This window comes from Tardiphaga alba (assembly GCF_018279705.1).
Classification (GTDB): domain Bacteria; phylum Pseudomonadota; class Alphaproteobacteria; order Rhizobiales; family Xanthobacteraceae; genus Tardiphaga; species Tardiphaga alba.
In genome coordinates this window covers 5660304-5672809 of the sequence record NZ_CP036498.1, presented here as the reverse complement: position 1 = coordinate 5672809, position 12506 = coordinate 5660304, and the positions used below count along the sequence as shown (strand labels likewise).

Genomic DNA, 12506 nt, shown 5'->3' with positions numbered 1-12506 from the left:
AAAGCGGACGTCGCGGATCAATGTCGGCAAAGGTGTTCGATGGCGGCCAGCACGATCCAAACGCTGAAGGGATGCCGTCAGGCGCCGTATCCCTCCCGAAGCCTTACCTTTCGGCCATATGATCAGCGGGATGGTCTCTAGAATGAAGAACACCGTTTTGAACGGCGTTTAGGACGTATTTCCAGGCGACCGTCGTCCGCGGGCATCTTCCGGCGTGCGGAGCATGCGCATTCTCTATGACATCGGCATAGACATCGTTAAAAGGTATGCAAACGCAAGCGTTCGCTCCTTTTGCCGAGAGATCAATGAGCCTGGTGAAGACCTCCAAGATTTCCAAAGCCGCGGCCAAATCTCAGGCTTCGTCTCGCAAAGCTCCGTCAGCTCCTAAGTTGGGGTCACGTGCGCAGGCTTCTGCAGCCGAGCCCAATGCGGATCGGGTTGCGGAGCGGATTGCGGCCGCTACGGAAGAGCTTGCCAGCGGCCTGACCCAGGCGTCGGCGGCAGCAGAAGAGCTGCAAGGGGCCATGCAACAGATTGCCGTCGGTGCGGACGAAGCGGCGGGCGCCTCCCAGGAACAGCTCTCGGCCATCCGGAATATATCTGGCAACCTGGCCGTGGCGCGGAGCGAAGCGGACAACTCGCGACGGAAGACTGAAGCGACCCAACTCCTGCTGGCCGATGTGGCCGCTCAGATCTCCGTCTCCGTTCGCGCCATCGAGAAGAATGCAGAGCGGCAGATGGCTTCGGGAAAGGTTATCTCCGAACTCGAACGTCGTGCCCAGGACGTGGGGGCCATCACCGGCACGGTGAGCAGGATCTCGGACCAAACCAATCTCCTGGCATTGAATGCCGCCATTGAGGCTGCGCGCGCCGGCGATCAGGGCCGTGGTTTCGCAGTCGTGGCGGACGAAGTTCGGGCGCTTGCGGAGCAAAGCGACAAAAGCGCCCAGGAAGTCCAGGGCCTGGCCGAAGAGATAGCGGCCAATGTCCGAACTGCCGTGAATATTGTCGGGACTGTCGTGAACGCGGCGACCGTCCAGGCCAACGCGGGGGCCAGTGTCGTGAATACCCTGGCGGCGATCCGGGAAGATATGGCCCAGCTGTCCGACGGAAGCCAGCAGACGGTCACCGCGTCGATCGGAGCCGAGCGCGCCGTTCTGGAAGCCCAGAAAGGCGCAGAACTGGTCGCTGGCGCGGCCGAAGAACAAGCGTCAGCCGCCAACGAGGCGCAATCCGCCATCCGTGAGCAGGCCAAAGCCCTGAGCCAGGGCCAGACCGCAGCCGAGTCACTCGCAGCCCTTACGGAGGATCTCCGCACCGGCAAGGCTGCGACGTCCGCGCATGAGCAGATCGCGAGCATGGCGGAAGAGCTGTCAGCCACGATTCAGGAGCTGTCTGGCGCAGCGAGCGAGATCTCTACGGCGGTCGAGCAAATTAACCGCGGCGCTCAACAGCAATCAGCGGCGGCCCAGCAGACGTCGGTCGCGCTGGCGCAAATCGAGGACAGTGCGCAGCTCGCGGAGAAGAAAGGGCTTTCGGCGAGTGCACGAGTCACGGACGTCCAAAAAAAGTTGACCACTGCCACGTCAACCGTTGAACAACTGATCGACGGCGTTGAGCAGTCATTGAGCGAGACCCGCAAGAGCCTGACCACAATCGTCCAGCTCGAAGCCGTCGGCCGCAAGATCGGTAAGATTGTCGATTCCATCGGTCTGGTCACCGTTCAGACCAGCATGCTTGCCGTCAGTGGTTCAGTAGAGGCAGCGCGGGCCGGCGATGCCGGCCGCGGCTTTGCGCTGGTTTCCAACGACATCCGGGGGCTGGCGCGTGAAGCGTCCGACAGTATCGAGCGCATCAAGGACTCGGTGGAAAGCATTCTCGATCAGATATCACTGCTTCGTCGCGATCTTGAGCAGATCATCGCCGCCGCTGAGATCGAGGTCCAGAACAACCGCTCGGTTGCGAAGGCGCTCGCGAATGTGACCGAGGATATGGCTGGGTTGAGCGTCGCCAACCATGCCATCGTCGAGGGTGCCAAGAAGATTTTGGAAGCGGCCACCGGGTCCGCGCTGGCAGCAAAGCAAGTCGCGGCCGCGGCCGAGGAAGCGGGGGCGGCCGTGCGGCAGGCGGCGGCGGCGTCGGCCGAACAGGCGCAGGGCGCGGACGACCTCGCGGCCGCGATCGAGGAAATCGCATCGCTCTCCAGTGAGCTCAAGCAGTAGCATGCCGGACCACGACGCCGAACACGGTGCCCGTTACCTGACGTTCCGGTCTGCGGGACGTCTCTACGCCGTCATTGCGGACAAAGTGTCAGAGGTGGTCAGAATGTCGCCGCTGGCGCGCGTCCCCCAGGCGCCGAAAAGTCTGCTGGGGCTGACCAATCTGCGCGGAACAGTGGTCCCTGTCGCTGGCGTACGCAGCCTGCTTGGACGGAGCGAGATCGCGGTGTCCGATCGGTCGCGTTTGGTCGTGCTCGGCGGGGCAACGCCCGTCGCCCTGGCGGTCGATGAGGTCGCATCGCTAGAAACCGTCGATGCGCGCCACGTCAAACTCGCCGAGGCTGACATGTCTGCGGAAGCGGACGAGCAGTTAGACGGAATCTTCCAAACCAGGACTGGCATCACCAAGATCCTGAACATCGACGCATTGCTTGCCAGGGCCTTTCCCCGAACAACAGCACGTCGTGCCACGGGAACGGCCACCAGGGCGGCAGTCGCGGTCCCCGTGTCTTATGCGGCAGGACGACGCCTGGTCACGTTTCTTGTCGCTGGTCAGGAATATGCGCTGTCGCTGGACGCCATCCGTGAAATCGTGCTTGCTCCGGACGATCTGACGCAAGTGCCCGGCAGCGATGAAGCCGTGCGTGGCGTGATGGCCTATCGTGACAGACTGCTGCCATTACTGTCATTGCGCGTTTTGCTCGGTGTCGGCGCCGCGGCGGAGACCGGCAGGACGGTGATCGTGACTGCGGTGCGGGGCGTGATTGTCGGCCTCGTCGCCGACAGCGCACGTGACATCCTCACGGTGGATCCGCAACGCGTCGAGCCGGCTCCGAAGGTGTTGAGCGCGCGGGCAGGTGGAGAAGCAAGGATCCAGGAGATCTACCGTTCTAGCGAGCGGCGCCTGATCTCCATACTGGTTACAGAAGCGCTGTTCCGGGAAGACGTCATGCAGAAATTGTCGCAAGCCACGGCAGGAGCCACCGCGATCGGCAAGGCCGTCACCAACACACAGACGGCCGAGCTGCGCTTTCTGGTCTTCAGACTGGACGGCAATGAGTTCGCACTGCCGATCGATGCCGTCGGCGAGGTGGCGCGTGTGCCTGATCAGATCACCAGATTGCCCAAAACACCAAAATTTCTCGAAGGCGTCATCAATCTGCGGGGCGCCGTGCTGCCGGTCATCGATCAGCGCCGGCGTTTCGACATGGCGCCATCGGACGGCGGCGCGAGCCGGCGCCTGGTGGTCGTGACGTCGCAAGATCATCGCGCCGGGCTGATCGTGGACGGTGTGACCGAGGTCCTTCGCTGCAGCGCCGAGGCCATTCAGCCGGCACCGGATCTCACCGGCGATGCGCTCTCGCTGGTCGGTTCAGTCATCAATCTCGGCGGGGCGGGACGGATGGTCCTGCTGCTTGATCCCGCTGAATTGCTCAGCCGAGCGGAGCGCGGCCTGTTGGATTCGTTTAACAGGACCCCGTCGGCCAAGGGCGGGCGGCCGTCAGCTCAGTGATCAAGATCCTTGTCGTTGACGATTCCGCGCTGGTCCGGAAGCTTCTGGGCCAGATCTTCTCGACGCAGGACGACTTTCAGGTTGCTTTCGCGCGCAATGCCAAGGAGGCGCTCGACTCCATCGCCGCTGCGGTGCCCGACGTCGTGACCCTCGATGTCCACATGCCGGACATGGATGGGCTGCAGTGTCTCGACCGGATCATGATCGAACATCCCTGTCCCGTCATCATGGTTTCATCGATGACCGCCGACGGCGCGGATGCGACGCTGGAAGCGCTGCGCCTTGGCGCGGTCGATTTCGTGGCAAAGCCGACGGGTGCAGTTTCGCTCAAGATGGATGCGCTTGCGCCGGAGCTGGTCAGCAAGGCGCGACAGGCTGCTGGTGCGAAGTTGCGGACGTCGTTGCGGCTGCGCGAGCGCATCCGTCACAAATCTGCTGGTTTGCGCTCGGCGTTACCGCGCAAGGCAGCCGCCCTCAAACTCCAGCCCGCGGCCGGTGAAGGTCTGGTCCTGGTCGGCACCTCCACCGGCGGTCCGCCTGCGCTGGAGGCGCTGCTGGTGCCGCTCCCGTCATCCTTCCCGTGGCCGATCGTGGTGGCGCAGCATATGCCTGCGACGTTCACGGGATCGCTCGCCCGCCGCCTGGACAGGATCTGTAGCCTCACGGTCAACGAGGTCGTCGCCGCGACGGCATTGAAACCGGGACACGTCTATATCGCGCGCGGCGACGCCGACATCATCGTCTCCAAGCGCAAGGGTGGACTGGTGGCGCTGCCGGCACCCGCAGAGGCCGGCTATCCATGGCACCCCAGCACGGACCGTTTGGTCCGGAGCGCGCTGAACCATGTCGATGCCGGCCAGTTGGTGGGCGTACTCATGACCGGCATGGGAGACGATGGAGCGCAGGCAATGACCGTCCTGAACAGCAACGGTGGACGGACCATCGCCGAAGCCGAGGAGACCGCCGTGGTTTGGGGAATGCCAGGCGAACTGGTGAAAGCGGGCGGCGCCGACTTCGTGCTGCCATTGCCCGACATCGCTGCGCAACTGAGAAAGCTGGTGCCTTGAATGCCCTTGATCAAAGGCAAATCCAACCAGCCCAACGATGAAACGACCGGCCGTGAAGCCGGGCAGGCGGACATCGCTGCCGCGATGTCGGGTGGAACGGTGGATGAGCGCTGGGCAGCAGTACGCGCCGCTGCGAATGTACCGGCGGGTCTGGATATTCTCAGGCACGCGCTCACGACCGAGACCGTGTCGCGGGTGAGAGAAGCAATATTCACCGCGTTGGCCAGGATCGGGACGCCGGCGAGCGCTGCGGTTGTGGCGGCCTATGTCGGATCGGATGATCCGGAAATGCGCACGGGTGCCCTCGACGCGCTACGTGCGATGCCCGAGGCAACGGCGCGTCACCTGCCAGATCTGCTGCGCGACAGCGACCCCGACGTGCGCCTGCTGGCATGTGAACTGGTGCGCAACCAGCCGACTGAGGCCGCCAACGAGCTGTTGTCGTCCCTGCTTGCCGACGAAATGCAGGCCAATGTCTGCGCTGCGGCGGTCGAGGTTCTTGCCGAAATCGGCGATCACGCAATCCTGCCTGTCTTGCAGGGCTGCGCGGCACGCTTTCCGGACGATCCGTTCCTGGCATTCGCGATCGGACTGGCCAGCGATCGCATCGGTTCACAAGCGTCGTGCCGTGGCTGAACCGGCAACCATCACCGAGGACGAGTTTCGAAAACTCGCCGAATTCCTCTACCGGCGTACGGGAATGGTCTTCAATGAGGCGAAGCGATATTACGTCGAGCGGCGCATCCTGGACAGGATGGCTGCGACGTCGAGCGATACGTTTGCCGGCTATTTCATAATTCTTCGCGGCGAGATGCGGCGCGAGGTCGAGCATCTGATCAACGCCTTCACGGTCAACGAAACCTATTTCTACCGCGAAGACCACCAGCTCGAATGTCTTGCGCGCGATCTTTTGCCGGACCGGGTCCGGTCCAAGCGGGCGGGTGAAGCGATCCGGATCTGGTCGGCGCCCTGTTCAACAGGCGAGGAGCCCTATTCGATCGCAATGTGGCTTCTGGAAAACTGGCCGCTGGTGGATACCTACGACATCGAGATTGTCGGGTCCGACATCGACACGCGAGTCCTGGAGGCTGCGGCGAACGGCACCTATGGAAAGCGCGCGCTGATGCGCTTGCCAGCCGATGTCATCGCCAAATACTTTAATCAGGTCGACGAGCACGCCTGGCAGATCCTAGATGACCTGCGGCAATCGGTGCAGTTCTCGCGCGTCAACATTATGGAAACCCGTGAGACCCGACCGCAGGGTCGGTTCGACGTCATCTTCTGCCGTAACGTGCTGATCTATTTCGACGACGAATCTCGCCGGATCGCCGCGGAAAACCTATTCGAAAACCTGCTGCCTGGCGGCTATATCTGTCTCGGGCACACGGAGTCGATGAGTCGGATTTCTCCGCTTTTCGAAGTGTGCCGGTTTTCCGATGCCATCGTCTATCGGCGACCGAAGGAGGGACGCGCATGACCGCAAAGCGTGTACTGGTCGTCGATGACGCCTCGCTGATGCGCGCCTATTACAGGCAGGCGCTGGAGCGCGCAGGCTATGTCGTCGATGAGGCGTTGAACGGTCTCGAGGCTCTGGAAAAAATCCTGGTGCAGCCGTTCGATCTGGCGATCGTCGACGTCAACATGCCGCAGATGGACGGCATCACCTTCATCAAAACGCTACGCGGAAAAGACCTTCCCACATCAGCCGTCGCCGTACTCGTTACCAGCACCGAGGCGAAGGACCGCGACATCCTTGGTGCCCGGATGGCCGGCGCAAACTACTATTTGACGAAGCCTATCAGTCAGGAAACGCTGATCGAGCATGTCGTACTTCTCTGTGGTGCTGCGTGATGGATGAGTTTGTCGAGCAATTTCTGGTCGAGGCGCGCGAGCTTGTTGAGCAGGCGACGGTGGCGCTGGATGCCCTCGACCGGGGCGGCGAGAAGCCGCGCGAGATCGACAGCCTTTTTCGCGCAGTGCATACCCTGAAAGGCGCCGCCGGCATCGTCGAATTCGACGCTATGGGCCGGGCCATGCATGCCGTTGAAGACGTGCTGTCGCGGCTGCGGACCTCACCGGAATCGATGCCGTCGACATTAGTCGTTGACAGTTATGCCAGCATCGACCAGGTGACGCGCTGGCTCGACGAGATGCAGGCGAGCGGCGAGCCACCCAAAAATGCGGATGCGGCCGCCGACGCCATCATCCGCCGTTTCGACAGAAGCTCACATGGGTCAGGTACCGAGCCTTCGCAGGTCGCGGATCCATGGCTGGACCGGCTGCGCAAGGCCCATCCCGTGCGATTCGTCGAAAGCGTTTGTGCGTTTCTGTATTGCCCGGCGCAGGACGCATTTTTCGCGGGTGAAGACCCGCTGGCGGTCGCTGCAGCTGCGCCCGGCGCGAAAACTATGGATCTGTGGCTGGCGAATGACGTCGCGTTCGATGAGTTCGATCCGTTCAGTTGCGCGCTGCAGATAGTCGTGCTGTCGGACGCTCAGGCCAGCGAGACGCGTAATTTCTTTCGTGATCAGATCGACCGGGTCGAGATCATCGATCTGAAAGGACCCGCGAGCAGCCCGCTTTCGCCAACCGCTCGCGCGGTGCTGGACGCCCAGCTTAAGATGCTCGCATTCGATGCACAGCACGGTGACGAAGGGCGTGTCGAAGCCGCCGCTAGGGTAGCCGTCAACGTTTTGCGCATCTCTGGCCTCCAGGAGAATGCTTCCGCAGTGGAGACAGCGCTTGCAGCACCGTCGGTAGATCGGCGGCGAGAAGGCGTGATGGGCCGGATCCGGGACGCGGTGGTGCAGCGCGACGACGTGATCATCCAGCACGAACCGGCACCACAAGCGGCCGTGGCTGCAACCCGGTCATTGCGCGTCGACATGGATCGTATCGACGCACTCGTCAATCTGACCGGCGAATTGACCGTTGTGAAGAACGCGATCGGCCACATCACGGGATCGCCCCCGGATCAGGTGGATGCAAATGCCATTCGCGTGGATCTCCGCAAACAGCACGATTTGCTTGAGCGGCTGGTGCAGCAGTTGCAAAGTGCTGTCTTGCAGGTGCGCGTCCTTCCGCTTCGACATGTGTTCCAGCGCTTTCCGCGTCTGGTGCGCGAAATCTCCGCGACGCTCGGCAAGCCCGTTGCCTTCGTGATGGAGGGCGAGGCGGTCGAGGCCGACGCCACAGTGGTCGAAAGCCTGTTCGAGCCGTTGCTGCATCTCGTACGCAACGCGGTCGGCCACGGTGTCGAGCACGCCGTCGATCGCTCCGTGATGGGCAAGCCTGCGACCGCCCGGATCACGCTGCGGGCACATCGCCAGCTTCAAAACGTCGTCGTCGAGATCGAGGATGACGGTAAGGGGATCGACATCGAACGCGTCCGGCAGACCGCCGCGGCCCGGCAACTGGCGTCCACCGACGAACTCGCCCGGATGACCGAGGCGGACGTCGTCGCGCTGATCTTTGCACCCGGGTTCTCGACGGCGGCCGAGGTCACCGGACTGTCGGGGCGCGGGGTCGGTATGGACGCCGTCAAGAACGCGGTCGAACGCATGGGCGGGACGGTGACGGTCGAAACCCGTGCTGGCCGCGGCACGATCTTTCGCCTCGTCCTTCCGTTTTCTGTGATGATGACGAGGGTGATGACGGCAGAAGTCTCCGGACAGGTGTTCGGCGTGCCGCTCGAAGCGGTGGTGGAGACCGCGTCGGTCGCAAGAGGTGCCATCAGCACGATCGGCGCCGGACGCGCGATTGTGTTGCGAAACCGCACTCTTCCGGTCCTTACTCTTGCTGCGGAACTCGGGCTTCCTGCCAGTTTCGAAACTGCCTCCGAGGCCAGGTTGATCGTCATCGCGAACAGCGACCAGCTCGTTGCCGTCGAGGTCGACAGGCTCGGCGAACGGATGGACGTTATGTTGAAGCCTCTGGAAGGATTGCTGCAGGGCATGACGGGGGTTGCGGGGACCACTTTGCTAGGAGATGGCCGAGTATTGCTCGTTCTGGACGTGCAGGGGCTGTTCGCATGACCGTTGCCTTGGAAAACGGGATCGTTGTCCTCAGTGGCGATTGTCCCGCCGGAGACGCGGAGGAGCTTCTCCAGCACCTCCTCGCCGAGCCGGCTGCCGCCATCGACTGGCAACGATGCGACACCGCGCATTCTGCGGTCATTCAAGTCCTTCTTGCCGCCCGGCGTCAGATTTCTGGGCCTCCGGGAGGCGAATTCCTCCGATCTTGGGTCGAACCAGCGATAACGCGGGCGCGGAGCAGCATTTGAGCTTCCGGAATGGCCACGAAGGTGCGAAACAGCCTGTCTCATCTGCCTTGGCGGCCCCTGATGGACGAAAAATGACCCGCAAGCTCTTGATCGTAGACGACAGCAAATTGGCCCGAATGTCGGTAGCGAAGGCCCTTAAGGCTCTCTATCCCGACTGGGTGCGCGTTGAGGCCGCCAATGCCGACGAAGCGCTCGCCTTGTCGCGCGATGACGCTTTCGACATCGCTTTGCTCGACTTCAACATGCCCGGCCGCGATGGTCTGGATCTGGCGGGTGACCTCCGGAAGGCGCACCCGACCATGCCGGTGGCAATTATTTCCGCCAACCACCAGACTGAAATCGTGGCGCGCGCGACGGCGATCGGCGCCACGTTTCTGCCGAAGCCGCTCACCGAACAGGCTCTGTCCGACTTTCTGAAAGCTTCGCTCAATCAAATCGAAGCATCGAACCGATGACGGACGACCAGACGAATATTCTGACAGAACTGCAGCTTGATGCGTTGACCGAGCTCGTCAATCTCGGCGTCAGCCGGGCTGCGACAAATTTGCGGGAAATGGTGGGCGCTCAGGTACACCTGTCGGTGCCCAATGTTACCTTGGTGAACCGGGCCCGCGCGATTGCCATTCTTGCCGAGCGCGAGAGCGACAATCTGGTCGCGGTGCACCAGGTCTTTGAAGGCGACATCGGCGGCCGGGCGCTCCTGATCTTTCCGGAGACGAAAAGTCTAGAACTGGTACGGGCCATCACCGGTGGCGACCTGCCGCTGGAGGACATCATCGAGTTGGAACAGGAAGCCCTCGCCGAAACCGGCAATGTCTTGCTCAACAGTTGTCTCGCGACCATTGCCAACATGCTACATCGCAGCCTGAAAATGTCGTTGCCGGAAGTCTTGCGCGGCAATGCGGCGACGTTCTTCAGTCTCGAATCGCCTCCCGAGGCCGGCGACGTGGTGATGTTTCTCTACATCACTTTCGCCGTTCGCGAACGCGACATCAGCGGCTACATTGCCATGATCATGGACCTGCCTTCCCTCACGGCACTTACGCATCTGCTTGACGAATTCATCGAGCGGGAAGCAGGCTGACGATTTCGATGACCAAGGTCGATCATGAGGTAATGAGGTCGGCTCTCGATGCGCTCGATGCGGGCGTGGCGATCCTTGACGCTTCACAGCGCGTGGTCGAGTGGAACGAGTGGCTCGTCACCGCGAGCGGCCTTCCGCGCGCGCAGATTTTGGGAAAGACGCTGCCCGAGATATTCGGACACGACCTCTCGAACAGGCTCATGACGGCGATCGCGGACACGCTGGCGCTCAATTCCTCCAGCTTTCTAACCTATTCACTCAACCCAAAACTATTTCCGTTCCGGACGCGCGCCGGAATTCCGATGCTGCAGAATATCACCATTCGTGCGCTCGGATCGGCCGCAAACACGCAGTGCCTGATCCAGGTTCTTGATGTGACGGCTGCGGCGCATCGCGAGAAAGTGCTGCGGGAGCGTCAGAACGCCCGCTATGATGCCGTGGTGGAAAGTGCTCCGGATGCGATCCTCACGCTGGACGTAGACGGCGTCGTGCGGTTCGCCAACTCCTCTGCCGAGCGTGAAATCGGCTATACGCAAAAGGAACTGATCGGCCAGCGTCTTGAGATGCTGTTTGATGATCGCTCGGCGTGGGAAGAGCTGCTTCGCAATGTGCTGCAAGGCGAGCGCTGGGTGCGATCGCGCGATCTGCTGGCGCGGCACAAGGATGGCTCCGAAATCCATCTGGAAATTTCTGTTGCGAGATGGGTGAGTGCCGGGCGCCCGCTCGTGACCGCAATCTTGCGCGATGTGACTGAGAGAAATCTGGCGCAACAGGAACTGCGAACGCTAAACCTGACGCTCGAGAAGCGGGTAGCGGAGCGCACCGAGGAGCGTGACCAAGTCTGGCAGGTCAGTCAGGACATGCTGGGCGTGGCCGACACGCAAGGGATCTGGATTAGCATCAATCCCGCTTGGGCTCGCACGCTGGGATGGCGGCCCGACGATATTCGCGGCAAGACGCTGGCCTGGCTTCAGGACGCGGCCGAAAGCGCTAACAAACTCTCGGAATTCGTCACGCTGGCCGCCATCGGGCAGACCTTCCATTTCGAAAACAGCCTGCGAACTCGGGATGGCGACTATCGCGTCCTGTCATGGACAGCTGTGCCGGCCGATGGTTTGATTTACTGCGTGGCGCGCGACATTACGGACCAAAGGCGGCAGCAGGACGCCTTGCTCAAGGCCGAAGAGGCGCTGCGTCAGTCGCAGAAGATGGAGGCTGTGGGCCAGTTGACCGGCGGGCTGGCGCACGACTTCAACAATCTTTTGACCGGCATTTCGGGCAGCCTAGAGCTTCTGCAGCTGAGAATCTCCCAAGGGCGCCACAAGGATGTCGAACGCTATATCTCGACGGCGCAGGGCGCTGCCAACCGCGCGGCAGCCTTGACGCACCGACTACTGGCTTTCTCACGCAGGCAAACACTTGATCCGAAGGCAACCGACGTGAACCGGTTGATCTCTGACATGACCGGTTTGATCGATAACACGGTCGGTCCAAGCATCGAGACGACTATCACTGACGCTCCAACTTTATGGACGACACTGGTCGACCCAAATCAGCTCGAGAATGCGCTTCTGAATCTCTGTATCAACGCACGTGATGCAATGCCCGAAGGCGGCACCCTGCATATCGCCACAGGAAATCGTTCATTCGTTGAAGCAGATGCGCAATTGCTGGAAATGCGTGGCGGCGACTACGTTTGTCTTTCAGTTACAGATTCCGGAACAGGAATGCCCGACGACGTCATCGCGCGTGCCTTCGATCCGTTCTACACGACAAAGCCTTTAGGGCAGGGCACAGGCCTCGGCCTGTCGATGATCTATGGCTTCGCTAAGCAGTCCGGTGGACAGGTCCGTATCTCTTCGCACGTGGGTGCCGGCACGACCGTGGAGATATTCCTTCCCCGCCACGACCAGCGTGAGGTCGAAGCGGACGTGGCAGTGGATCTCGCTCGCTCCCCTCGAGCCCAAGCGGGCCAAACGGTACTCATCGTTGACGACGAACCGTCCGTGCGGATGCTCATTACCGAAGTGCTCGCCGAATTGGGCTATACGTCGATAGAGGCGTCCGATGGATCGAGCGCGCTCCGCGTCCTTGAGTCAGACGTACGCATCGATCTTCTAGTGACGGACGTCGGTCTTCCCGGCGGCATGAATGGGCGGCAGGTCGCCGACTATGGTCGGATCGCGCGTCCCGGCCTCAAGATTTTGTTCATCACCGGCTATGCTGAAACATCGGTGCTGGGCGGAGCCCAGCTGGATGACGGAATGGGCATTCTTACCAAGCCATTCGCTATGGACGGACTGGCGTCGCGGATCAAAGAGCTGATTTCATCGAATTAGTC

The 12506-nt window shown here is 61.8% G+C and carries 10 protein-coding genes; all 10 read left to right on the top strand.

Going from position 1 to position 12506, the window contains the following annotated elements; translation table 11 throughout:
• Positions 1-305 precede the first annotated feature (305 nt).
• The 10 genes from RPMA_RS27000 to RPMA_RS26955 all read left to right on the top strand — a co-directional run bounded on the left by RPMA_RS27000 (position 306) and on the right by RPMA_RS26955 (position 12504).
• Entirely contained in the window at positions 306-2222 is a 1917-nt protein-coding gene (locus RPMA_RS27000) for a methyl-accepting chemotaxis protein (protein ID WP_211910764.1), read from the top strand.
• Between the two features lies 1 nt (position 2223).
• Positions 2224-3732 (top strand): chemotaxis protein CheW, encoded by a 1509-nt coding sequence (locus tag RPMA_RS26995; protein ID WP_211910763.1) that lies wholly within the window; start codon positions 2224-2226, stop codon positions 3730-3732.
• A complete protein-coding gene (cheB, locus tag RPMA_RS26990) occupies positions 3729-4799 on the top strand; it encodes a chemotaxis-specific protein-glutamate methyltransferase CheB (RefSeq protein ID WP_211910762.1) in 1071 nt (356 codons plus the stop codon). Before RPMA_RS26995 ends, cheB begins: the two co-directional genes overlap by 4 nt.
• Before the next feature lie 6 nt (positions 4800-4805).
• Positions 4806-5435, top strand: coding sequence for a HEAT repeat domain-containing protein (locus tag RPMA_RS26985; protein ID WP_211910761.1), 630 nt, complete (start codon positions 4806-4808; stop codon positions 5433-5435).
• On the top strand, positions 5428-6276 hold the full coding sequence (locus tag RPMA_RS26980) for a CheR family methyltransferase (RefSeq protein ID WP_211913866.1): 849 nt from the start codon (positions 5428-5430) through the stop codon (positions 6274-6276). The genes RPMA_RS26985 and RPMA_RS26980 overlap by 8 nt, the downstream gene beginning before the upstream one ends.
• Positions 6273-6650, top strand: coding sequence for a response regulator (locus RPMA_RS26975; RefSeq protein WP_211910760.1), 378 nt, complete (start codon positions 6273-6275; stop codon positions 6648-6650). The genes RPMA_RS26980 and RPMA_RS26975 overlap by 4 nt, the downstream gene beginning before the upstream one ends.
• Entirely contained in the window at positions 6650-8833 is a 2184-nt protein-coding gene (locus RPMA_RS26970) for a chemotaxis protein CheA (protein ID WP_211910759.1), read from the top strand. The genes RPMA_RS26975 and RPMA_RS26970 overlap by 1 nt, the downstream gene beginning before the upstream one ends.
• 319 nt (positions 8834-9152) lie before the next feature.
• The gene (locus RPMA_RS26965; RefSeq protein WP_211910758.1) at positions 9153-9536 is read left to right on the top strand and encodes a response regulator transcription factor; all 384 of its coding nucleotides are present in this window, start codon (positions 9153-9155) and stop codon (positions 9534-9536) included.
• Positions 9533-10165 carry a chemotaxis protein CheC gene (locus tag RPMA_RS26960; protein ID WP_211910757.1) on the top strand — a complete coding sequence of 211 codons (633 nt, stop codon included), beginning with the start codon at positions 9533-9535 and terminating at the stop codon, positions 10163-10165. The genes RPMA_RS26965 and RPMA_RS26960 overlap by 4 nt, the downstream gene beginning before the upstream one ends.
• An 8-nt stretch (positions 10166-10173) precedes the next feature.
• The gene (locus RPMA_RS26955) at positions 10174-12504 is read left to right on the top strand and encodes a PAS domain S-box protein (protein WP_328516544.1); all 2331 of its coding nucleotides are present in this window, start codon (positions 10174-10176) and stop codon (positions 12502-12504) included.
• Positions 12505-12506 lie beyond the last annotated feature (2 nt).